Genomic DNA, 23,957 nt, shown 5'->3' with positions numbered 1-23,957 from the left:
CCAATCTAAAATTGTCCGAGCTTGGGTTTAATGTTCCAACAGAAACGACCAGCTTTAGCAAAAGCTGGTCTGCACAAATAGTTAAATCCGTTGTGTTCCCACAGTGTTTTTCTCACAGTGAGGAAACCCAAGTTGCACGTTTCTTTGCAAAGGGTTCTAAAAGAAATATCATCTCTCTTAAGCGGTATTATAACAACAAAATTTAATTTTCTGTAATAAAACTTTACATTACAGACGAATTTTAATTTTTAGGGCGATCGCACTCTCGGTCACTTTGTATAATCAAGCCTAGGTTCAAAAAGGCGGTTCCTGCCTAGGTTTATCGGTTGCAAACCCGTTATTTTGGGTAAAAACGAGGTTTCGATGGCCGATCGACCACCTTACTCACTTTATATAAATCAAGCAGGCGCTTGCTGCGGTCTTCCCCAGACAATCCGCTCCTGCTTGTATACAACCATACCAGGTTTAGCACCTTTCGGCTTGTATACATATTTCGGTTCTGTATAAACCACGGGGACTTGTTCGCTGTGGCGGGCGCGACTGTAATAAGCAGTCATGTCGGCGGCAAATTGCAAATCGGTTTCTTCAGCAACTGTACCGGGTTTGAGACGCAGCAAAGCGTGGCTTCCGGGAATCTCTAGGGTGTGGAACCACAAGTCGTAGTCGTTGGCGGTGCGAAAAGTGAGTTGGTCGTTTTGGCGATTGTTGCGCCCGATTAATAATTCAAAGCCGCTGGGGGTTTGGTAGCGGTGAAATTCGATCGCAGCATTTTTGTCGGTACTGCGGTAATCTGGTACGTCTAGATATTTTTGCTGGATCAGTTCTTCGCGGATTTCGGCAAGGGTTTGCAAATCTTGGGTGTTGCGGTAGGTTTCCAATACCGAAAGTGCGACTTCAACTTGTTCTAAATAGTCGATTTCTTCCTGTACGGCGGCTAACAATGGTTCTACTGCAATGCGGGCTCTTTTAAGCTTTTGGTGTTTTTTGTAGAGGGCTTGAGCGTTTTGAACGGCGTTTTTTTCCGGGTTTAGGGCAATGATAACGGGTTTCTCGGTTTCAAAGTCGGGGAGAGAAATTGATTTCATTCCCGGTTCCCAATGCTGCAAATTTGCCATCAGCAAGTCGGCTTGGGATTTGTGCGTGTCTGCATCTGCAGATTGCTGCAAGCGTTCTTTAAATGTGTTGGCTTTGAGGCGCAGTTTTGCCAGGACGTTGTTGAGTTTTTGGGTAAGCTGATGCCGCAGTTGGGCGAATACTTCTTGATTGATTTCGCCTGTGTAATAGCTGTTAAGTATTTCTTGAACAGAAGAGAAGGAAGAAGGAACAGAGGAGTTAGATTCGTTTGCAGGTTCTGCCTCTTTTGCATCTGGTGCAGGCCAATCGATGACGGTGTAGCCTTCGGGTGTAAAACTCGCTTGAAATTTGGAGTTTTCTAGGCATTGCAGCCAGTATAGCCAGCGCTGGAATAGTTGCTGCCATTCGTCGGGATTGAGGCTGTCGGTGGATTGTTCGGGGTCTAAAGAAGCCGATCGAATCATTGACAAAACTAAGGCCTTACTCATCCCTCGGTAATTCTTTAGCAGATTGCCCTTTAATTGTCCGGGAACCAGGCTAATTCGTTCTTGCCAGCGGTTTTGAGATTCAGTCAGACTCGGCACTGCATCGGTCAAAGACGGGGGCATTTCGTATGGTTGCCCGGTTTGGATGGGACGGACGGTGGACTGTTTGGCGCTGACTTGGTGGGCGCAGGTGACAACGAGGTTGTCTTGGGCGGTGAGGATGACGTTGCTGTACTTCCCCATGATTTCGGCGTAGAGGTGCCAGAGGGCGGGTTCTCCGGGGCGTTTGGCGAATTGCAAGTCGATGACTCTTTCCCAGGATGAAACAGGGGCGATGGAAACTAAGGCTAAACCGCTGAGTTGGTGCCGCAGTTGTTCGCTGAAGGTGAAGGTGTCGGGAATGCGGGGCGGGGGGTCGCCGACGCAGATGCGGGCGGCCACAGGATGCCAGGAAAGGTCAATCCAGCCGCGCCCTTTCATGGTGCGGAGGGCGAGGGACACGGTGAAGCGATCGCGCTGGTAGACTTGTTCTAAGCGCGCTGGCAGCCATTGGGCTCGCAGTTCGCTGCAAGTGGCGGTTAAAGTTGTAAAGTCTACGGGTTGCACGGTATTCTCAGGGCGATCGAACTATCTATTTCTATGCTGACAGATATCGGTCACATTTTACGAACTATATGAAATTATTGTTTACTCTTGCTTCGCGTCCTTCGCTAGGAAAGCTCTTCAATAATTTCGTTAACAAATAACAAATAACTAATAGACATCTCCTAAAAAGCAGATTTTGAACAGACAGGGTGCCTGTTCCACAAGAATTATGGGAGATGTCTAATAACAACTAACTAATAACTTCCCCAATCAATTGCAAATGTTTGTACAAAGGTGCGATCGTATTGGCGGCGATCGCCCCGCTAGCAGCAACAGCCGGCAAACCAATTCCCGGAAACGTCGAATCTCCGCAGCAAAACAGGCCCGCTAAAGGCGTTCTCGGCCCGGGAAACAAGCCGCTACCCGCCCGAATTCCGGGCCCGTAGGAACCGCGATGGCGGCGCAAAAACCGTTCGTGGGTTAGGGGTGTCCCAACTAAGGTGACTTCGCAGCGCGATCGAATATCGGGGATAATTCTCTCTAAGGCTTCCCACATTACCTCGGCGCGCGCTTGTTTTTGCAGCTTGTACTCTCCGCTGGTTCGATCGAGCTTTTGCCACAAATCGTAAGGCTCGTTTCCGGGGGTATATGCGTGAATGACGTGCTTTCCCGGAGGCGCGAGGTCGGGGTCGAGGAGGGAGGGAATCGAGACGAGAACGACGTTCTGAGGGGCCGAAACGCCCATTTCCCAGTCTTTGACGAAGATGTAGTGACAAGCCAAGTCCGATCGCACTCCGGCAGCGTCAATTCCCAGATGCAGGTGCATGAAGCTGTCGCACTCGGGCGTCGCCTGCCGCTGTTGCCGAAACCTTTGCGGGACTGAGGTTTCAGGCAACAGTTTCAGGGTATCCCAAACGGAAGCGTTGGAGACGACGGCTTTGTGCGATCGAATAATTTTGCCCGATCGCAGCCGCACGCCCGCAGCCCGGTTGTTTTCCACCAAAACTTCTGCAACGTGGGAATTTAGCAGCAACTGCCCTCCGTGGCGCTCTAAACCGCGTACCAGGGCATTTACCAAAGCTGCACTACCGCCGATCGGATAGTCCAAAACTGCATTCGGGCGATACCAGTCGGCGAACATGAAAGCGACTTCGGCTGCGATCGTTCCGTCGGCGGGAAGTCCAGACAGCAGGAAACACAACAAATTCAGCCAATTTCGGACAAACGGATCTTTGACATTTTTGTCCATAATTTTGCTGAAAGGGCCTGCAAGTGCGATCGCCTCGCCAGCACTTTGCAGGAAAGCCGGCGCAAATTGGCCGAGGGTAAAAACAGCGCCCAAATCGAAGCGCAAAGCCAGGGAGGGCAAGGCTGTGGCAGCTTTGGCGTAGGGTTCCATGATCCGCTGGAGTTGCCGCCATTCGGCGACTGCTGCGGCGCCGCGCAGTTGTGCGAGCACTTCGGCAAATTGACTCGCACCCACGGATGTGTCGAAATCGCCTTCTGGCAAACAGCAACCCCAGGTATCGTAGGTGATGCAGGGGAGTTTTTCGCCGATCGCATCCAAAACTTGCCGCAGCGGATTCGCAGACGGGCTGTAGGATAATCCTGAGTACAGCGAGGGCCCGGAGTCGAAGCTAAATCCGTCGCGTTCAAAACCGTGTGCGGCGCCGCCCGCGATCGAATGGCTTTCGCAAACAACAACCTCAAAGCCATAGCGGGCGAGCATTGCAGCGCAAGTCACGCCTCCTATCCCGCTGCCGATGACGATGATTTCTGTGTCTGTGGGGGCGATCGCAACCATGTTTTTCTCCGCTACATCAGCTAATATTATCTCTGTTACCAACAATAAAACTGGTTTGTATATTAAATGGAAAATATATCTATTCTAGAACAAGCCGCTAAATCTAATTCTAAACCATCTTCCAACGCCGTAGTTGCCGCCCTCCTCGAAGCTGAGAAAAGCGCGAAAAAAACCAAAATTCGCTATTCTTTCGAGCAATTAATCGGCCAATGGCAACTCTGCTTTATCACCGGCACGAAAAAGACTCGACAAAAAGCGGGAATTGTCTTGGGTGCGGGACGTTACATCCCTCAGTGGATTGCGAAAATTCAAATTGCTTATTCGGCTGAACCTGTTGCTGAAGGGGAAGCGTCTAGCGAAACCGGCAGGGTGGAGAATTCGGTGCAAGTTGGGGCGATCGCACTAACTCTTTCTGGGCCGACTAAGTTTTTGCCTAACAATATTTTAGCTTTTGATTTTACCAGAATAGCGGTGAAATTGTTGGGAAAAACTGTGTATCAAGGGTTTATTCGCGGTGGAGAAGCGCGGGAGGCGGAATTTTTTAGTTTGAGTGTGGGGAAGCAGGCATTTTTTGCATATTTTCTGGTAGAAGATGGGATAATTGCCGCTAGGGGAAGGGGCGGCGGCTTGGCTTTGTGGGGGAGAGTTTAGCTGGAAATGTGCGATCTGAAGACAACAGTCTTTATTCTGTCTCTCTCGTTTGTATCGAAGTCTAGATCCCCCTAAATCCCCCTTAAGAAGGGGGACTTTGAATGCTCTTATCCCTTAACAAAGGAAACTTTAAATGCTCTTGTCCCCCCCTTGTTAAGGGGGGCTAGGGGGGATCAGTTTTAATCCCCGCCGCACTGCGGATTTGACCTGGTTGTTGACAACAATCTACTACCCATTCTACCGCGCATCGCCAATTAAAATAAACGGCGACCAATAAAACGGATGCCGCTGGATTTGACTCAACTTAGCTTGCCGCAAAGCTTCATTTTTACTCATCCCTTGATTAATATTTTGATAAAATTGAACCATCAAATCTTTAGTAGCTGAATCATCAACACTCCACAAACTCGCCATCACAGCTTGTGCGCCCGCACGCTCAAATACATAAGCAACTCCCGATATTTCTTCACCGTTAGAATTGGCTTGCATAGCAGTTTGACACGCGCTTAAGGTGAGGAGTCTGGTGTTTTGCAATCCTAATAACGCCGCATCGCGAATATTGAATTGGCTGTCAGCAAATAGCAGTGTATTTTCCTCCAAGCCCAATTTTTGACAGCCTCCCTGTTGGAAACAGCCGTGAGTTGCTAGGTGTAAAAAAGGAAAGCGGGGTGCTTGAGTTTTGAATTGGTCGAGGGTGGCGGCATTGCCGATATAGGCGGAACTTCCGGGGAATAATTGAGCGATATTTCTAACTTCTTCTTCTGTACCGGGGAGATTTTGGGGCAGACGAGGGATGGGATTTCCTAATGCTAAGAGTCCGCCTTGTAAAGTAGAATCGGGAATTGACCTTGTGGAAATGCGGGTGAGATAGTTGACGGGATATTTCTCGATTAGGAATTCACCCTTTTGTCCAGCTTGGTCGTCATACAGCGTTTCAAAGGGGATGTAGCGCAGTTTTCCCGTGGCGATGATGCTCAATTGTTTGGGGGAAAATGCCTTAATTTTGTCTTCTACCGGACGAATGAGAATGTCGTAAAGTTGGCCGCCTGTAACGGCGTAATTTTGGTTGCGATCGCAACCTTTGTCGTCACAGCCAAGATGTAGCTGTTTGTCATGTTCGGTGAGGAGTTTGTCGAATTCGGCGGGGTCGATCGGAATTTTTTTAACACTTAAGCTGTCTTTTGTCAAGACAAATAGGGCGATCGTATTGGGGACATTTTTGACATTTGTGAGCAAAACGGGTTGAATGACTACGGTATCGGGTGCGATACTTGCTTTCAGTTGGGCGATGTCTTTGGGTGTGGTTTCAAAGAGTTCGGCGACTTCTGGGAATTGGCTGCGGATTTTTTCAGCTTCGCGGTTGACTTCTGTTTCTAATTCCCGCATTTGTCGGGAGAGATTTTCTGAGAATTTGTCTTCGAGTTGGCGGCGGAGGTATTGGAGTTGTTGATTTTTTTGATTCCACTCGTCAATGGCTTTTTGTGTTTGGGGGTTGGCTACTTTGGCGTCAATTAAGCGGGTGTAGTCGGCGAGATCGGCTGTGGTGGCGATGTTGACCCATTGGAAAGCGCGATCGGGTTGGTTTTGGTCGATGAGGAGGGAGGTGAGGGCGATCGCTGTTCCTCTGTTAGCTTCTAAAAACTTTTGGCGATTTTCTCGCTGTAAACCACTCCGCATTTCTAAGGTGATTTGGACTGATTGCTGCAAATTTGCGATCGCTTGAGTGGGTTGCTTTGTATCTTGGTACATTAAACCAATATTACTCAAAGTAGTAGCTTCTACCGCACGATCTTTTACTTCCCGGCTAATTAGTAAAGCTTGCTTATAGTATTTCAATGCTTCTGGCGGTTGGGAGATGCTGTCGTACACTAAACCAATATTATTTAAAGTAGTAGCTTCCCCTGCGCGATATTTTACTTCCCGCAGAATTGGTAAAGCTTGGTTAAAGTATCTTAATGCTTCTTGCGGTTGGGAGATGTTGTTGTACACTAAACCAATATTACCCAAAGTAGCAGCTTCTCCAGATCGATCGCCCACTTCCCGCTTAATTGGTAAAGCTTGGTTATAGTATTTCAATGCTTCTTGCAGTTGGGAGATGCTGTAGTACACTGCACCGATATTATTCAAAGTATTAGCTTCCCCAGAGCGCTTTTTCACTTCCCGCATAATTGGTAAAGCTTGGTTATAGTATTTCAAAGCTTCTTGCGGGTGGGAGATGTTGTGGTACACTAAACCAATATTATTCAAAGTAGTAGCTTCACCTGCGCGATCGCTCACTTCCCGATTAATTGCTAAAGCTTTGTTATAGTATTTCAATGCTTCTTGTGATTGGGAGATGTTGTCGTACACTGCACCAATATTATTCAAAGTAGTAGCTTCCCCCGCACGATCGCTCACTTCCCGCATAATTGGTAAAGCTTGGTTATAGTATTTCAATGCTTCTTGGGGTTGGGAGATATTGTCGTAGACTCCACCGATATTATTCAAAGTAGTAGCTTCACCTGCGCGATCTTTTACTTCCCGCATAATTGGTAAAGCTTGGTTAGAGTATTTCAATGCTTCTTGGGCTTTGGAGATGCTGTTGTACACTGTACCAATATTATTCAAAATAGTAGCTTCACCTGCGCGGTCGCTCACTTCCCGACTAATTGCTAAAGCTTGGTTATAGTATTTCAATGCTTCTTGTGGCTGGGATATTCTATAGTAGTTAAAACCAATCTCATTGAGTGCTATAGCTTCAATTTTTCTAAATTTAAGTTGTCGTGCAATAGCTAGAACCTGCTGCCACGTTTCTATTGCCTGTTGCCTTTGTCCTTGCCTTTCCTCTTGCTTTGCTTGCAGTAGAAGTCTCTGTAGTTCTTCAACCTGCGAATTTTGACTTTGCGCCCAACTAGGTTTTACCATCACCGGTAAAGTCAGAGGAGTCAGACACACACCCAAAACCAAAACACTGCTGATAAATCGTTTCATCATTTTTATAATTCACCAAATTCGATTAATAGAATAGGCATCAAACGCAGAATCTTTTAATCCTTGAAATCTTCTAATGGCTCATCAAAACCGTCAGATATTGAAATCAAATCGCGATCGCAGCAAAACAACGGCGGACAGAACTTACACACTCCGACCAAAGAAACCGGGTTTTTTACCGAATCTGCCGGTTGCAACTAAATATTTTCGTAAAAAAACCCGGTTTCTGACCTCCCGACGGACTCAATACGGAGTCGCTGCGATTGTCATCGTCTTTTTCTGCACATCAAATTGCATTTCATCCACGAAAAATTGCCGGTCTTTCGACACTCCCAAAATCCCCCGCAACTGCCCTCGACTCACGACAGGCGGCCCCAAATTCACAACAGCTTGACCTTTAACAGCATCTTTCAGCTCAAAAGCACTTATGGGAATGCCATTCCATTTGGCTTGAGTGCTAGTGGCTGGCGCGAGCTCGCCCCGAATAAGTTGCACCCCATTACTGCGATAAACTACCGCACTTTTGGAAAACACGATTTTATCAATTTGACCCAAAGGAATCGATCGCTTTTCCTGTCCTAGCTGTATCCATAATTGTTGCACTTTCTCGTCAATCTGCACAACTCGACCGTCTCTTTTTCCGCCCCCTTTCATCACAATTTCCGCTTGCGTAGGCAACGCTACGGGTATGGGCTGGCTAGCGTTAGCCTCTGCTTGTACGGATGGCAAATTCTGTTTCTGGACTTCCTGACTGGCGGCATTAACTTGTGCTGCCATACCCGCTGTCACTGTAAAAAGTGCTACAACTAGAAATGAAAGTGTTCTGCGTTTCATCGTCCCCTAGACCCCCTTCAAGGATAAGCGTTACCCGTGCTACTGTCCTAAAATTGTACTCCACATCCCTTGAAGGTAATTCCGTGACTGCTTCTCCCCAACCTACTCCCGAATCGAATATTTTAGGCAACTTTGCCAGTGTTGTTGGCTTACTCAGTGCCGCTTTATTTTTCACCGGCTGGATTTATCGCTGGTCTTATTTTTACTGCTTTCAGCTAAATGTAATTACCCTCGATTTACCCGTAGAATCGTTTTTCCTAGTACCGCTTCAGGTATTTTTAGGCGATGGCTGGACAATACTCAGAAGTGCGATCGCCCTTCTGCTGACAGCCCTGGCGATTTACCTCAGTTTGTGGCTGGTTAATAGTATAAACAAGACAGTTGCTGCTAAAATTAATGGAACAATTACACGGTGGCTTTCCTCTACTTACGCCAGAAGATTCAGGTGGCTTTACCGCATCCTGAACTCTTGGCAACAATTTAATGTCAATAGATATAACTCGATCAAATTATTGCGATCGCTCCTTGACGAAATTATCATCGTCGGTTGGGTATTGCTAGTCTTATTCTGGTCAGCATACCACCAAGGTATTGCCGATGCCCGACGCGATGCCGGGGAAAATTCGTCTTTACCCGCCGTTGCCTTAATCGCCAAACAAGACAACATTGCTTTAGGCAGAAAACTCGACGATCCAACACTCCGACTAGACCCCAAAGGATTTAAGGCGATCGGCGATGCAGGTTTATTTGCAGATTTGAGCAAAAGAGATTATACTGATATTAATAATCTCAAAGAACCTAGAGTTTGGCGGTTGCTTTTGGAGAGAGGAAACTGGATTTATCTGTTTCCGGCTTTAACAAAAGAACAGCAAAAAGACCCTAAAGCTCGCCCGCCCGTGATGGCTATTCAACAAAGTCAATCCGGCGATCAATTGTTAATTGTAAGTCCCGAAGCTTCTCAACCTTCTAAATAAATTTGGGGCGGGTTTTCATCCATGATTATACACAGGTGGCGAGAAACCTCGGTTAGTCCGATAGTCCGCCAGGGGTTGAAACCCCTGTCTCATAGCTGAAGTCGTCTGAAGACGACTGAAAGAGTCATTTATAGTCCTCTTAAGAGGACTTTCGCTATGAGGCGGGGGTTTCAACCCCCGACGGACTCAATACGGAGTGGCTACAATTGTCACCGTCATTTGTGTTTATTAGACATCTCCAGAAAAGCCAGTCTTGAACAGGCAAGATGCCTGTTCCACAATAGTTATTGGAGAGGTCTATTGATTAGGTGCGATCGCACACAACTTCAAACACACCCCCTCGAATAAACCGACACAAAGCCCTCCGCCGATCGTCCGCATCTTGGCGGTTGACAAAACGCGCAATTGTATAATGCTCAGCATTCGGTAAAATTCGGACGATCGCCCAAGAATTGATATCGCCCTGCTTTGACTTTTCAGGTGTTTTCCCTCGCGAATTTGAGTTGAGTTCGATCGCGGGGCGATCGGCGATCGTCGGAGAATTTGCTTTTCTGAGAGTGTTGAGGTAGCGGGCGATCGTACTTCCTTTGAGATTCGCCCCCACGCGCAGAATCAGAAACACCGCAAAGCTTTCGATCTCTGGCCCACTCATGCGCGCGCGATCGGCATCAAAGTCCTCATCAGAGTAGCTGCGGATACCCGACAGCAGTTGCGTGATGCCAAAATCATTCAAAGCTTGTTGATAGCCGCGGTTATATTCGCTGCCGTCGCTCACAGGCTTTACCATAGTAATAGTCTCCTTTTATGTGGATTGTCTCCTTGTATTTGGGGAACCATCAGCCAGCGCGGGCCCTGCAAAAGTTCAGCGCTGGCTTTTGACTCTCTAAGAAAATAGCGCACTATGCAGCATAATGCAACATCTTGCTGCATTATCGACAAGATTGTCTAAAATACTGGACAATGACGATCGGCTTAAATAAGAAACAATTAACCTCTAATGTCTAAACGCATATCAACCTCGATAGGAGAAGGAATCTATGACCTACTTCAAGAGTGGGCAAATGAGGAACGCCGTTCAATCAGCGGCTTGTCAGCATTCATTTTGGAACAAGCTGTGAGGGAACGTCAAAAACAAATGCAAAAACAGTCCCCACCATCGGATGAGAAACAAGATAAAACTTGAGTGCAGTTTGTGCGATCGATCTTTTACTCCGTTCCCGGTAGAAGATTATCTACTTCTTCCTTCTTCTTCCCTCTTCTTCCTTCGTGTCCTTCGCGTCTTCGCGGTTCAATAATACTAAATGAAATTTATTGGCATAGACTTAGGTTGGAGTTCAGGAGCAAGCGGCTTGTGCTGCTTAAACTGGGCAAACAATCGATTGCAATTAATCGAGTGCGATCGCCCCCAGTGACAAGATGAAAGCATGGGGACATACCGCCAGAGGTTTGAAACCTAAATTTTCGCCCCTCTGCCTACCCCCTAAATCTCTCGCCCAAACATCACATCACCCATTTCCCGCCGGTATGCGGACAGTGAAAATAGACCCTTTTCCCTCTTCGCTTTCTACCAAAATTTCCCCGCCCATCATGTGACAGTAGTAGCGGCTAAGTGTCAGCCCCAATCCAGCGCCGTCGTAAGGTCGCGTTGTTGAACAGTCAGCTTGCACAAAAGCTTCAAACAATTTGTGCTGTTGTTCTTCCGACATTCCAATTCCGGTATCCTTAACCGATAAGCAAATCCAATCCGACTCTTCAACATTCAGTAGGGGACAAGCGATCGCCGCAGCATGAGTTTCATCGACAGGCATTGAATCGTCAATCGCCGATCGATCTGCTGTATTCAATTTTCCGCTTCCTTCAATGCGCCTGACACTCAGTTTAACCCTGCCGTTTTTGGTGAACTTACCAGCATTATTCAGCAAGTGCATCAAAACCTGCCGCACTTTCTTGAAATCTGCGTGCATGATACCCGCAGTTCGATCGCACTCTATTTCTAAAACATTTCCATTTTTCTCTACCCACTGTTTCGCGGCACACGCAACATTGTCAACCAGGGATTCGATGTCAAACTCCTGGATTTCGAGTTTCATACCCCCCGTTTCAATTTTTGACAAATCGAGGATATCGTTAATCAAATCTAGCAGGTGCGTGCCCGCCTTCTGAATCTTGTCCAAGTCGGGTACAAACTCATCGCATCCCGCATCCTGGGCATCTTCTGAAAGTAGTTGACTGTAGCCGATAATCGCATTTAAAGGCGTCCGCAATTCGTGGCTCATATTTGCTAAAAACTGGCTTTTAGCAGTGTTAGCGGTGACGGCGGCTTCCTTAGCTTGTTTTAATTCTTTAGTATGTTGGGAAACTCGCTCGATCAGGTGATTGAGAGACGCAGCTAATGAGCCTATTTCGTCTTGTCCGGTGACGGGGACTCGCAAATCAAAATTCGACTCGGCGGCGACTTTTTCGGCAATCTGAGTGACGCTCACGACTGGTTTGGCGATCGCCCGACTCGTTTGGTAAGCCACCATTCCGGCTACCACTACCGACAGCAGCATACTAATAATAATGATGGCTTTTTCCATGCCTTGAGCTTCCTCCATCACTTCACCGCCTTGCCCCTCTTGCTGCTGGGCAATATAGAGGATTTTGCTCAATTTCTCAAGGCTGCTGTTGAGCTGTTTTACACCTTCTCCGCTTTCTGTCGCCAACAATTTTCTGGCCGACTCTATCTCCCGAGGTGACAGTTGCGATTGCTGGATTTGCTGCAAAGTTGACTTGAGAGTATCGGCGTAGGATTCTAAATCTTCCGTGCACTCTTGCAGTAAACTTTTGAGAACTTCCGGCTTTGCTGCCTGCCAAGCAGGTTTGCTGTCGGCAAACTTTTCTATACGCAACCGCAGCTCTTTTGCCTGAACAATACTCTTGATAAACTGCTCTTCTTGCAGTTCCAGCATGGCGGAATTATCTACAAAAGAATCTAGCTGCGCTCCCTGCAATTGTGCCGCCAGCGCTGCATCTTTAAAATTACCGAGCAATTGCGCTTGTAAGTGAGCGTCATTGAATTGTTTTAATCCTTGTCCTTGGTAGTAATCGGCAATCACCAGCCCGCTCATGGAGCCAATAAATCCGATTCCTATTGCCAGGAAATACCCACCGCCAATTTTTTTATGGATAGACCAACCGCCAATTTTAGATGGCAACATTTTGCGGATTTTTAAGGATGATATTTCTACAAAATCCTGGCTGGATATGTTTTTTTGTGCGGTTTCTAGAGAACCGACCTGTTCAGAAATAAAGAGCGGCATCAGTTTACCTACCTTGCTATTTTTTTGGTTTACCTTTCGCGGGGTCACAGGTTGTTTCTGCGGGTTAAATGGTTCTAACTCGGAATTGAACTCGCCCTGGCATTCCCAAACGGCAACCGATAAACTTGCTTCGTTCCCTGTTTTTTTGAGCAAGTTAATTTTTGACATATGCAACCACTGTATTCTGTTAAAATCTAGCACGCTCTTAAGTTCTCCAAACGGAAAAGCTTGTCTATTTTCCATTAGACATCTGCGAAAAAGCATCTGAAACTCTTGTCGAGCCAGAGGAGAAACTTAAATTCGGTTGATGTCTAATAGATAATTACCCTGTTGATGGCTGTTGCCAAATTACTTTTTCGACTCGTCAAGGTCAGCAGCAGGCAAAATAAAGAAAAATTTATCCTGGCAGTGTAATTATCCCCGCGTGGAATGTTACAGGCAGAAAATTCTGTCTGATGCGTTTGGCCTGCGAGCTCCCCCAAGCTGATATTGTCTGTTGACAATGCACCCGATTCCTCAGCTTTGGAGTTTTGCTGCCAGCAATGCGACGATTGCTTGACGGTTTTTGTTGATCATCCGACGACTTTCTAGCACAGAATGTCACAAATGCAGGAGCCGATCGAACTTTTGCACCCTGGCGATCGACTTTTGGCATCGTTGCCCCGCACAGACAAGTCTGAGGTGAAGTGTCGTTAGTTGAGTATAACTGTAGGGCTTGTGAAAAGAAACCCGGTTTCTGGGAGTCAACTGTTAGCGATTGCGAGTTCTGGAGTTGCGGTGGTCAATTCGATCGCCAGTGCTAGCTTACCGTCTCTACCCAAAGCTTCATCGGCCAAGTGTACCATCCAGCGATTCGGCTTGGCTTGGGGTCTGGCGGCAAGCACTAACGCCCAAGCTTCCCGTTCTTTGCCGCGACCCAACAGCGCAGCACAAACAGTCAAAGCTGTAGCCGTTGAACGGCTGATCCCACTTTGGCAGCAGATGAGCAAACTGCCTCTGGGGGACGACATTTTGAGGGCGAAGTCAATAATTTTCCGTACATCCTCAAGGGTAGGCAAGATTTGATCGGGGTCGTTAACGGGGGTGTCGAGGTCGTTAAACTCCAGGCACATTCGGTTTGCGATTTGATCGAAAGTTTTGGGTTCGGGTACACCCGGACTGCCGATCGAGATCAGGTATTTAATCTCGCGTCGCGCAGGGCGCTCAACAATGTATTCGCTGGCTTCTGCTTGCGAACCAATCAGGATTTTCGGCAGTTTTTCACCCGATAAATCTGGGGAAACAGAGGGATCAAAATCAACTGTTTCTGCCTGAGTGCTGACATCCGCCAAGTATTGGGCAGCCAGCGCGCGAACGTCAGCAAATTCGCGATTTAAAGCTGTTTCCAGAGCTAAAATAGCAGCCGTTGAGCCAATTTGACCTAGGGATTTAACAGCGTTTTGGCGCACTCCAGAAGTTTCGTCTCCCAGCAGCCGCACCAAACCTGCCACAGCTTCCTCTGTCCCAATTTCCCCCAAAGCAGCAGCAACTCTCCACCGCACATAAGATTCGCTGTCGGCAATTGCGCTCGCCAGTCCCGCGACCACCATTTTTTGCAATTTCGCATCTCCCTCTGTATTCATGTTCCCGAGGGCAACCGCCGCCCTGCCGCGCACGAAAATATCTCGATCCGAGAGCGAGCCGATTACTGCCACCATAGCCACCTCGCTGCTGATTTCCCCCAAGGCAGAAACTGCACTGCCGCGCACGTCTGAGTCGTCATGGTTGAGGGCTTGCACCAGCCCGGCCACAGCCGTTTCCGTGCCGATTTGTCCCAAGGCCTCGGCGGCCCTCAAAGAAACTGCATAGGAGTCGGGATCGTCGTGAAGCAATTCTACTAAGCCGGGTACTGCCTCACAATCGCCGATTTTCCCCAAAGCCGCCGCCGCCCTAGCGCGGACGATGTGATTTTCGTCTCTGAGGGCATTCAGCAGCCCCGGAACTACCTCCGAGACGCCGATTTTCCCGCAGTTGACCGCCGCCCGCCAGCGCACCTCGGAGTCTGGGTGTTTGAGGGCGTTGAGCAGCGCGGGAACGGCTGTTTTCGGGTTAATTTTGCCCAAGGCCCAAACAGCCCAGGCGCGCACCTTGGACTCTGGGTGCTTGATGGCTTTGAGCAGTGCTACGGCGGCTGGTTTCGAGTGAATTTCTCCTAAAGCCCAAGCAGCCCAAGCTTGGATTTGGGAATCTTTGGATTCGAGCGATCGGGCTAATTCAATTACTGCTGCTTCGGAGGCGATTTTCCCGATCGCTCGAATCCCATGAAGGCGCACGGCACTTTCTTTGTGGTTCAATGCGGCCACCAGCATCGGAATTGCCCGATCGGAACTTGTTAGGGCCAGCAGTTGAATTTTGAGCAGCGGCGAAGTGGGGATTTTTTCGATTAATTTTATGGTAGCTGTTTGAAATTCTGGCTTTACCGTTCCTGCTAGCTTCGAGCCGAGTTTTAAATTTACTTTTAGAGCTAATTTTACTGCCCGCAAAGCCAGACTTTGCTGTTCTACTTGCGGCAATATAGTCGCCAAGGTGTGCATCCCTTGTTTTTGTTTCAAATATTTTTGATGGAATTGAGCATCGCTGAGCTCGGGTAGCTGTTGGATGAGGCTTGCTGCTGAGGTCACTGATTTATCCTAATATTTTGGCGAGCGGTTGAGATTGCTCTTTTAAACTGTCTTTAAAAAATATGGCGTCTACAAAACGCTACTTCTAAAAAAAGCTTGCACCACTTCTAAAATATGTCTTATTCCACTATTTTTGCAACTCCCCAATTATTAATTATTGGGTTTGTTTGGGCAATCACCTTGACAATTAGTAGCGCTCGCTGCTTGGCATTGCTGGGTTTTGAGATAGCCTAACTCTGCTATATCGTTTTATACTCACATCTTGCACCATTGTCAGCAACAGGCAAGATGCCTGTTCCACAATAAAATTCACCCTTTGTGGAACAGGCATCTTGCCTGTTAATAAAGCTTATTGAGAATGGTGCAACGTCTTATTTTATACCAACTTGGTTTGAAATAGCGATCGGCGGGGTTGACCGCAGCCAACCGGAAACAGCTTGATTGCGGGACAATCTCTCAACGAGCATAGGGCCCTTTTTTCAAAACCTTAGCCAAAGCGTTATCGTTATCTCGCAAACCTTCGTAAAAAAACATCACTTCTCCTTGAATGCCCTGAGAGCGGTTGTAAGCAATTACTTGCAACAACAGCTCGGGAGTTATGCTATATTTGCTACCTCGATTCGTCAACAAAATACCCGGCGACACGCACTTTACTTGCTGCCCGCTAAGCTGTCCCGACATCATTTTATCGACCAATTGTTTGTAAGCATTAAAATCGCGACGATAAAACTGCGGGTGAAGCAGATCCACCAAATTTTTGTCAACCCAAGCTTTAGAATCTTGCAAATATTCTACCAGTCCCCAGTCATAAGGACTCGGCGACATCGATAGCAACAAATCAGGATTAATAGCTTTCACTTCTCGGTGTAAACGAGCTACAAACTCAGTAATAATATTAGCACGCCACTGTAACCAATGTTGTTCTTTACAATCCGACGGCGCTGCTTTACCGCATTCTTCTCGATAGCGTTTAACCGTTTTTTCGTCGTAACCGCCTTCTACCGGAAACGCAATGCGATCGTCTCCTTGAACTCCGTTTACCGGATAATTCTTAGCAACTTCCAGCATCAACCCCAGCACAAAGTCTTGCACTTCCGGGTCAAGAGAATTCATCCAGTCAAAGTTATTTTTCTTAAGTAAATTGCCGCTGGCATCACGGGCGGTCCACTCAGGTTTTTTCGCCAGCAAATGACCGCCCTTGCGATTGTAAGAACTCACAAATCCATATTCAAAACAAGGAATAACTTTTAAACCCGCTCTCTTGGCCTCAACACATATTTCTGCTAAGGGGTCGCGACCTTGATAGCGCGAGTCAATTTCCACCCCAAATTTTTCTCGCATAATTTTAGAAGGATAAGCCGTATAACCCTGGCTCCAAATTATAGGAAAAACGGTATTAAATCCCGTATCGGCGAGAAAGTCCATTGCCTCAGCAATTCGCTCTTTTGATGTGAGAACTTTGGAGTCAGTGGTGGTTATCCAAACGCCGCGAATTCCACCAGGATTGTTAGTCGCAAACGAACTTGGCAGCGTTGCGGGATTTGGTGCAGAAAATCCAGTAGTCCCCAACCGCTGTTGGAGGGAAGAGACAAAACTGCGAATTGCTGATTGAAAAGGTGTGAAAAATCGCATTTATTTATTTTTTTTTCTTTGAAGGTGGGTACTGAATCCGCTACGTTATTGATTGGTAGCACCCGGTATTATTTATGGATAAGATGCGCCGAAGAACCGCCTATATTATTTATGGATAAGGTGCGGAGTACGCACCCTACATTGATTGGTAGCACCCGATATTATTTATGGATAAGGTGCGCTGCGCGCACCCCAAAATTGTACTATCCAGCTACTCCAGACAACTTCTGGCTCAAAGCTTCTTTCAAAAGTTCCGCCTTATCAGTTTCCTCCCAAGGCAAATCTAAATCAGTGCGCCCGAAGTGACCGTAAGCCGCCACATCTTGATAGAAACGACCGCCTCTTTCAGCAGGCAAATTCTGCAAGTTAAATGCCTGAATGATGCCCGCAGGACGCAGTTCAAAAAGCTGCTTCACAACTTCCAAAAGGCGATCGTCATCAACTTTTCCAGTGCCAAAAGTTTCGATCATCATGCTAACCGGCCGCGCAACGCCGATCGCATAACTCAACTGCACTTCGCACTTTTCGGCCAAACCAGCCGCTACGATATTTTTAGCAACGTAGCGACAAGCATAAGCCGCGCTGCGGTCTACCTTGGTGGGGTCTTTCCCAGAAAAAGCGCCGCCGCCGTGGCGGGAATAGCCGCCGTAGGTATCCACAATAATTTTGCGGCCCGTCAAACCCGAATCTCCTTGAGGCCCGCCGACCACAAATTTGCCGGTGGGGTTGACAAGGAAGCGAGTTTCTGAATCCGGCTTCACGCTAATATCGGCAAACACAGGTTGGACGATAGCAGTCCAAAGGTCTTCTTTGATTTTGGCTTGAACTGCGGCTGTGTCTGTGATGTCGCCGATCGTTTCGGTGTGCTGCGTAGAAATTAAAATTGTATCTATGCCAACAGGTTTGCCGTCCTCATAGATGACTGTAACTTGGCTTTTGCCGTCGGGACGCAGGTAAGATAACTGACCAGTTTTGCGGACTGCTGCCAGTTGACGGCAAATCCGGTGCGCTAAACTGATCGGCAGAGGCATCATTTCCGGCGTTTCGTTGCAAGCAAAGCCGAACATCAAACCTTGGTCGCCAGCGCCGATGGCGTCCAATTCCTCTTCACTCGATTGTTCCCGGCTTTCGTGGGCTGTGTTCACCCCTTGAGCAATATCGGGAGACTGAGAATCAAGAGCCACCAACACTGAGCAACTATTGGCCGAAAAGCCGTTGTCAGCGTGGATGTAGCCAATATCGGCTATTTTTTTCCGGGCTAATTCTATGTAATTTACCTGAGCTTTAGTGGTAATTTCGCCAGTCAGCAGCATTAAGCCGGTGTTGACGACAACTTCGGCTGCGACGCGGCTTTTAGGGTCTTCAGTCAGTAAGGCATCTAAAATCGTATCTGAAATTTGATCGCAGATTTTATCGGGATGGCCTTCAGTGACCGATTCAGAGGTAAACAGGTAGCGACGTGACAATGATTATTTCTCCTTTGATGGGGACTCTTCCTGCACGACATCTACGACCGACGAGTTATTTTTCCGGTAAAGGCCAAGAATGATCGCGTCTGGGCTACCGTCGAATTTTTGTCGGTCTGGAGAAGTGTTGAAGCAGGGTTTGAGATTGGGTAAAGTGACACTACTATAGCAAAGTCAGTTCCGGGAAGTCCCTAAAAACTTAGATTTTGTAGGATGGTCGATCGATCTTGGACACCGCTCGTCTATCTCCTAACCTGACAAAGCTAAGATACAGTCAGGGTATCGCCTTGTGCAAGGACTATGGCAGGACTCCAAAAATCACCAAACTCCATCCAAACAGTTGCCGAGCTAGATTTTCCCGGCGGCCCCATACCGCTTGACTCTCCATTTTATATTGAGCGCTCAGGGGCCGAAGCCTTGGCCTGTGCAGAAATTAGCAAACCCGGAGGCCTTGTTCGCATTAAAGCTCCCAAAAAAATGGGCAAAAGTTCGCTGATGCTGCGGATAATTGACGCGGCAGTCGATCGTGGATACCGCACAGTAACTTTAGACTTTCAGCAAGCCGACACAGCCGTTTTGGGTAGTTTAGATAAATTTTTGCGCTGGCTTTGTGTCAATGTCGCTCGGCAACTCAAACTAGAACCAAATATTGATGAATTCTGGGATGAAGATATGGGCAGCAAGGTAAGCTGCACTATTTACTTTGAAAACTATTTGCTCAAACAAATTGACAGTCCCATTGTCTTGGTTATCAACGAAATAAATCGAGTATTTGAACACACCAATATTGCTCAAGATTTTCTGTCGGTCATCCGTTTTTGGTACGAACAAGGTCGCGCTAGCAAAATTTGGCAAAAACTCCGCACCGTTGTCATTCATTCAACAGAAAATTATATTGCTTTGAATGTTAATCAATCTCCATTTAATGTAGGAATGCCGATTAAAATCTCAGAATTTACGGCTGAACAAGTCCAAGATTTGGCGGGCAGATACGGACTAAACTGGAGCGATCGCGATCCGATACAGCAATTAATGAACATGGTAGGCGGGCATCCTTATTTAGTGCATTTAGCGCTGTATCACCTGGCAATTTTGCTGCAAAATCGCCTGTCCGTCGATCGGGAGGAACCGGCCGAGGAAGTGGGGCGAGCCGAGTTGGCAGAACTGTTAACAGCAGCTCCTACTCACAGCGGAATTTATAGCGACTACTTGCAAAATCAGTCGATCGCCATTCAACAGCAGCCCGAACTCGCCTCCGCATTCCAACAAGTTGTCGATGCTAAAAATAGCATTCCTCTCGAACCTTTGATGGCTTATCAGTTAGACAGCATGGGACTGGTCAAATTAGAGGGAAATAACTGTAGTTTGTCTTGCGAATTATATCGCCTGTATTTTCAAGGGCAAAATTTGTGCGAGGACAAGTGGTCGGTGGTTCGTTTTGAGCAGTTGCAGCAAGAAAATCAAAGGCTGCAAGCTTTGGTGAATGTGGACGAACTTACTCAAATTGGTAACAGACGGCATTTTGATAGTTGCTTGCGAACCGAATGGGAACACATGGCTCGCGAGGGGTCTCCGATATCCTTAATTTTGTGCGATCTCGATTATTTCAAAATATATAATGATACCTACGGACATCAAGCAGGCGATGATTGTTTGCGATTGGTAGCTCAGACAATTCGCCGATCGCTCCAGCGTCCTGCTGATGTAGCTGCTCGCTACGGGGGCGAGGAATTTGCTGTGATTTTACCTGAAACTGATGCGTCGGCGGCTGTGGTTGTTGCCGAACAAATTAGAGCGAAAGTGAAAGATTTGAATATTGTTTTTAACCCGAAGAGTCTTGACGGTCTGCCTAATTCTGTGGTAACGATTAGTTTAGGAATTGCCAGCGTTGTTCCGAGCGAGGAAAATGATGCGACAGCGCTGCTACTGGCGGCTGATGAGGCTCTTTATGACTCGAAAAGGCAGGGGCGCGATCGGCTCACTATGAGTACGCTTTTAAATTTTAGATTGGCTGCTGTGAATTAGCTCATTCCGAGGGAATATAATCGATTTATACACACACAAAGTCCGCCTGCGCGGACTCTGAAAAAAACATAGTTAAGAACTGGATTTGAGGTTAATAGCGGGGGACGGTTCGATCGACCACCATTGAGTAAGCATCGATGCCACCAACGATATTTTTAACGTTGGTAAATCCTCGATCGGTTAACCACTGGCACATTTGAGCCGATCGCACTCCGTGATGGCACAGAACTAGGGTTTCTGTGTCGCGATCGAGTCTAGCGTCAATTTCACCAGACCATTCGGCAAACTCGCTCAGCGGAAAAGCTACAAATCCCGGCAGCGCCGCGAGTTCAATTTCGTAAGGTTCCCGCACGTCTACAAGCTGCAATTTATCAGCATTGGTTTCTGCTAATTGGCGAGCTAATTCTTGGACTGTAATTTGAGCAAAAATTTCTGACATTTGATTAGGAAAAAGTAGTCATCAGTCATTAGTCATCAGTCATCAGTTAACAGTTAACAGTCAACAGTCAACAGTCAACCGTTAACAGTCAACCGTTATTAATTGGGGGGCGAAGGCGGTGGAATTAGCTCCACAGGAGGGGTAGGTGCAGGGCGCCCGTCCAACTGGCTCACGCTGTCCCTGGGGTCAAGACAAGTGGCGATTAACCGCTCAGTGGCAAAGTCGAGCCTGCCGCTCAAACCGACTACGCATTCAGCAAACTGTTGTGGCAATAAACTGCGGCGGCATCCATCAAGCACTACCAGGGGAGCCGCAGGTTGAGTTCGACTTTTGCCGTTAATATTCACTACGCAAGTAGCCAATTCGTTGGGACGCCTCACCCGCCGACAGCTAGAGAGCGCTTCGACACCCGAAATATTGGTTTTGCGGTTGATTTGGAGGGCGCATTTAGATATGTCGCGGGGGCGGAGGGCGTCAGCACAAGCGGCGGCGGCAGCCTCGGCCCCCACTCCGGCTTCGATTAGTTCCAGGGCGCAGACGCGATAGGGATTCCTATTGCGAGGGATTCTAATAGTGATGGCTGATGCTGGTGAGATTGGCAGTGCTGTTGCCAACAAACCAAGTGCTGCTAGCTGCGTGCCGAGAGCCAAAATCCAGCGCCCGGTAGGGCTTGAGCCTGTCGGTGCTGGTTTTGGGGAAGAAGTGCGGGAAAAATTGCGGTTGTGCATGGCAGATCGAGTAGTGAGTTTTTTTGGCTGATTGGGGCGATCGAGCGATCGGCTTTTCCTTCAGAATTTACCGCACATTATGGATCGCCCTCCGGTCGATCGTTTTTTTATCGATCTTTGTTGGAATTTTGACCGTTACCAACATATAATATAGAGTCTGCATAAAATTGCATACAGATATTAGAGAGGAAAATAAATGTCTCGATATCGAGGCCCCCGATTGAGAATCGTCCGTCGCCTGAAAGAGTTGCCGGGTCTAACCCGCAAAACTCCCAGACGAGATTATCCGCCTGGACAGCACGGTCAAAACCGCAAAAAGCTCTCTGAGTATGCGGTTCGCTTGCAAGAAAAGCAAAAACTCCGTTTCAATTACGGTGTGACGGAACGCCAACTGCTCCGTTACGTCCGCAAAGCCCGCCGTGTCACGGGCTCCACAGGTCAAGTGTTACTGCAATTTTTGGAAATGCGCTTGGACAATACTGTGTTTCGGATGGGAATGGCTCCAACCATTCCGTCCGCTAGACAATTGGTAAATCACGGTCACATAACTGTCAATGACCGTGAAGTCAATATCGCCAGCTATCAGTGCAAGCCTGGTGATGTGATTGCGGTGAAAAATAGAGAGCGCTCGCGCGCAATGGTAGAAGCTAATCTCAAAGACCCTGGGTTGGCTCACTTGCCCAATCACTTGGAATTTGATAAGCAAAAACTAATTGGCAAAGTTAACGGCGTTATCGAACGCGAGTGGATTGCTCTACAGATTAACGAACTGCTAGTGGTGGAATACTACTCACGGCAAGCCTAATTTATTAGTCATCAGTCGTTGGTCATTAGTCATCAGTTGGTTGCTAGCAGAATAATTAATAATTGGGTACGAACCCAGTTATTGATTAATTGCTACTGAATAATGAGGACTAAGGACTGAGCACTAAAAATTAATAATTTTCAAGACTCCCACCCCCTAAAAAGGGATGGGATTTTTTGAAGGTTTGGCTTGTTAACTTCTTTGAGTTGCCATTTGCTCAGACGACACCTGCCTGATGGCATTAAATGATGTCCCAGCCTCAAATTATTCCCTTAAAATGTTTCTTCTCCGGTTGGTTCTTGGTGGACAATACCTCGCTTTTGAAGGCGATAATTCGCTACAACGGGGTAAACAACACCGCGTATCCGATTGATCGCACCTACTGGACGATGAACTGCTAAGCCGTTCCAGGGAGAATATCTCAGGTTTTCGTTGAAATCAGATTGTTTTTCATAATCAATAATCTGATGCTTGACGGTGAGACGACCTACTCTCAAGAAGGGTGATTCCTTTTCCTTCCAGACATTGATGCCATCGTCGATCGGCATTTTTAGGCTGGTTTGGAACTGAATGCCAAAATCCCAACAGTATTGAGCGTCAGGTTTCGCCAAGGCTTGAATTAGGTCATCCCGGTAATAATTGTCTGGTTGATTGGGATCTAAACCCAAGGCTTTAGCGCGATCGACAAAGGGAATTTTAGGAATTCCCGGTCGAGATTGTTCTGGAATTATCTCGTGCGGTGGTTTGCATGAAACCGGAGTAAACCCATACTTAATTACAGCAGGGTATTCGACAGGAACTAGACCAGGCTGGGAGGGATCGAAATCGGGATGGAGACCCAAAGCAGAGGGTGAACCGCTCCAATATTTGGCTGTTAGCAAACTCTTCGGAGTCCGGCTACCCGTAAGCGTCGAGACTGCTAGAAAGTGTCTGGGATGTCGGATTAGCCACTTTTTCAATGCCTCTGGTGATTCAACCAGAGCAGAAAAAAAGCCGTAGTAGTCTTTGATGGTTTGGCTCACAAATATCTCTGAATTGTGAACAATGATGTCCTGGGTTTTTGACTCGTGGCTTTGCGGGAGTCGTTCCCCTTCCACCCCCATCACTTTCACTGATATTGAGCGCGAATCTTTTTGGTAATCAGGGTATACTTTGGTAGCCCCGTTAGCAAATCGCAACCAAACAGGATATTCTTTGGGTTTTGCTAGCAAACCTTGCTTAATGGAAATCGCATTCAGTTGCGAAGAAGTTAACGAAGCGCGTTTGCCCACTTCCCGTTTAATCGCTTCCTCATCAAAGTCAAAAATTTCCAGAGTTCCTTTAACGCACGCATGAGCTTTGGCGTGAGTATCTCGCAGAGCCCGCTCCTTATCCCCGTAAAGATTATCCATCCGAAGCTTGGCCTGCTCAACCAAAAGATCGTAGTATTTGCGTTCGTCCTGTTCGGGATATTCGGTAAATAACTTCTTGCTCATAAATAACCTTCGGTTAATCGCTAAAAAAGGTTCTACACAAACCGTTGC

The 23,957-nt window shown here is 47.4% G+C and carries 17 protein-coding genes; 5 read left to right on the top strand and 12 right to left on the bottom strand.

Going from position 1 to position 23,957, the window contains the following annotated elements; all coding sequences use genetic code 11:
* Positions 1-398: 398 nt before the first annotated feature.
* Entirely contained in the window at positions 399-2,165 is a 1,767-nt protein-coding gene (locus tag QUA71_RS21685; RefSeq protein WP_333288152.1) for an NFACT RNA binding domain-containing protein, read from the bottom strand.
* 229 nt (positions 2,166-2,394) lie between these two features.
* Entirely contained in the window at positions 2,395-3,948 is a 1,554-nt protein-coding gene (locus QUA71_RS21680) for an NAD(P)/FAD-dependent oxidoreductase (protein WP_333288163.1), read from the bottom strand.
* A 66-nt stretch (positions 3,949-4,014) separates the two neighbouring features.
* Here QUA71_RS21680 and QUA71_RS21675 point away from each other — a divergent pair, with 66 nt between their 5' ends.
* The gene (locus QUA71_RS21675) at positions 4,015-4,599 is read left to right on the top strand and encodes a hypothetical protein (RefSeq protein WP_333288151.1); all 585 of its coding nucleotides are present in this window, start codon (positions 4,015-4,017) and stop codon (positions 4,597-4,599) included.
* A 237-nt stretch (positions 4,600-4,836) separates the two neighbouring features.
* Here QUA71_RS21675 and QUA71_RS21670 read toward each other — a convergent pair whose 3' ends face one another.
* Positions 4,837-7,572 carry a CHAT domain-containing tetratricopeptide repeat protein gene (locus QUA71_RS21670; protein ID WP_333288149.1) on the bottom strand — a complete coding sequence of 912 codons (2,736 nt, stop codon included), beginning with the start codon at positions 7,570-7,572 and terminating at the stop codon, positions 4,837-4,839.
* Positions 7,573-7,812: 240 nt separating this feature from the next.
* Complete coding sequence (locus QUA71_RS21665; protein WP_333288147.1) at positions 7,813-8,403, bottom strand: hypothetical protein; 591 nt, start codon at positions 8,401-8,403, stop codon at positions 7,813-7,815.
* Between the two features lie 83 nt (positions 8,404-8,486).
* Between QUA71_RS21665 and QUA71_RS21660 the strand changes: the two genes are divergently transcribed.
* Complete coding sequence (locus tag QUA71_RS21660) at positions 8,487-9,377, top strand: hypothetical protein (protein WP_333288145.1); 891 nt, start codon at positions 8,487-8,489, stop codon at positions 9,375-9,377.
* Between the two features lie 304 nt (positions 9,378-9,681).
* Here the strand turns inward: QUA71_RS21660 and QUA71_RS21655 are convergent, their stop codons facing one another.
* Entirely contained in the window at positions 9,682-10,164 is a 483-nt protein-coding gene (locus QUA71_RS21655) for a hypothetical protein (protein WP_333288143.1), read from the bottom strand.
* Positions 10,165-10,374: 210 nt separating this feature from the next.
* On the opposite strand from QUA71_RS21655, the gene QUA71_RS21650 reads away from it, so the two are divergent.
* Positions 10,375-10,560: a ribbon-helix-helix domain-containing protein gene (locus QUA71_RS21650; protein WP_006631933.1), complete on the top strand. Its 186-nt coding sequence runs from the start codon at positions 10,375-10,377 to the stop codon at positions 10,558-10,560.
* Positions 10,561-10,882: 322 nt separating this feature from the next.
* On the opposite strand, the gene QUA71_RS21645 is transcribed toward QUA71_RS21650, so the two are convergent.
* The 4 genes from QUA71_RS21645 to metK form a co-directional block, all read right to left on the bottom strand.
* On the bottom strand, positions 10,883-12,922 hold the full coding sequence (locus QUA71_RS21645) for a HAMP domain-containing sensor histidine kinase (RefSeq protein WP_333288141.1): 2,040 nt from the start codon (positions 12,920-12,922) through the stop codon (positions 10,883-10,885).
* Positions 12,923-13,422: 500 nt separating this feature from the next.
* Positions 13,423-15,339 (bottom strand): HEAT repeat domain-containing protein, encoded by a 1,917-nt coding sequence (locus tag QUA71_RS21640; protein WP_333288139.1) that lies wholly within the window; start codon positions 15,337-15,339, stop codon positions 13,423-13,425.
* Between the two features lie 456 nt (positions 15,340-15,795).
* Complete coding sequence (locus tag QUA71_RS21635) at positions 15,796-16,971, bottom strand: family 10 glycosylhydrolase (protein ID WP_190663140.1); 1,176 nt, start codon at positions 16,969-16,971, stop codon at positions 15,796-15,798.
* A 203-nt stretch (positions 16,972-17,174) separates the two neighbouring features.
* Positions 17,175-18,437 (bottom strand): methionine adenosyltransferase, encoded by a 1,263-nt coding sequence (gene metK, locus QUA71_RS21630; protein ID WP_333288136.1) that lies wholly within the window; start codon positions 18,435-18,437, stop codon positions 17,175-17,177.
* A 300-nt stretch (positions 18,438-18,737) separates the two neighbouring features.
* On the opposite strand from metK, the gene QUA71_RS21625 reads away from it, so the two are divergent.
* Positions 18,738-20,462: an AAA-like domain-containing protein gene (locus tag QUA71_RS21625; RefSeq protein ID WP_333288135.1), complete on the top strand. Its 1,725-nt coding sequence runs from the start codon at positions 18,738-18,740 to the stop codon at positions 20,460-20,462.
* 91 nt (positions 20,463-20,553) lie between these two features.
* Here the strand turns inward: QUA71_RS21625 and QUA71_RS21620 are convergent, their stop codons facing one another.
* Both QUA71_RS21620 and QUA71_RS21615 read right to left on the bottom strand, forming a co-directional pair.
* Positions 20,554-20,901, bottom strand: coding sequence for a rhodanese-like domain-containing protein (locus tag QUA71_RS21620; protein ID WP_333288133.1), 348 nt, complete (start codon positions 20,899-20,901; stop codon positions 20,554-20,556).
* 98 nt (positions 20,902-20,999) lie between these two features.
* Entirely contained in the window at positions 21,000-21,629 is a 630-nt protein-coding gene (locus QUA71_RS21615) for a hypothetical protein (RefSeq protein WP_333288131.1), read from the bottom strand.
* A gap of 196 nt (positions 21,630-21,825) precedes the next feature.
* Between QUA71_RS21615 and rpsD the strand changes: the two genes are divergently transcribed.
* Positions 21,826-22,434, top strand: a complete 609-nt coding sequence (gene rpsD, locus QUA71_RS21610) for a 30S ribosomal protein S4 (RefSeq protein ID WP_333288129.1) — start codon at positions 21,826-21,828, stop codon at positions 22,432-22,434.
* 272 nt (positions 22,435-22,706) lie between these two features.
* Here the strand turns inward: rpsD and QUA71_RS21605 are convergent, their stop codons facing one another.
* Positions 22,707-23,909, bottom strand: coding sequence for a catalase (locus tag QUA71_RS21605; protein ID WP_333288127.1), 1,203 nt, complete (start codon positions 23,907-23,909; stop codon positions 22,707-22,709).
* Positions 23,910-23,957 lie beyond the last annotated feature (48 nt).

The sequence above is a fragment of the Microcoleus sp. MON1_C5 genome, assembly GCF_036701875.1.
In the GTDB taxonomy this organism is placed as follows: domain Bacteria; phylum Cyanobacteriota; class Cyanobacteriia; order Cyanobacteriales; family Microcoleaceae; genus Microcoleus.
This window is presented reverse-complemented; position numbering and strand designations above follow the sequence as displayed.